This is a genomic window from Pseudomonas sp. FSL R10-1350, assembly GCF_009600525.1.
In the GTDB taxonomy this organism is placed as follows: Bacteria; Pseudomonadota; Gammaproteobacteria; order Pseudomonadales; family Pseudomonadaceae; genus Aquipseudomonas; species Aquipseudomonas helleri.
This window is the reverse complement of record NZ_WIVR01000243.1, coordinates 1-254: the sequence shown is the minus strand read 5'-3', so window position 1 is coordinate 254 and position 254 is coordinate 1. Positions and strand designations below refer to the sequence as shown.

Annotated in this window: 1 protein-coding gene; it reads right to left on the bottom strand. The window is 35.4% G+C overall.

Annotation, left to right across the window (positions count from 1 at the left end; all coding sequences use genetic code 11):
* The coding region (locus tag GHO25_RS26400) for a hypothetical protein (protein ID WP_218581105.1) at positions 1-254 on the bottom strand (254 nt) is incomplete at both ends.

The following is a 254-nucleotide window of genomic DNA, read 5'->3' as shown; positions in this document are numbered from 1 at the left end:
CTTGATACCAATAAGCATTAGTTTTGATAGAGCGAACTATAAAACCTTTACGAATAAACCAACTCGCAGGATCATCGTGTTCTGTACTTTTTAAATAGTTTGAACCAATACATGGTAATGGCTCGGAAAGCTCTTTATTCCAAATTATTCCCTTCGGTTGTGCTGGATATGTAGCTAATAGTTTAATTATGTGGACCATTTTTCCATTTGGTAAAAAATCACCAACGGTAGTTTTAGTTGCCTCCACTACGTTA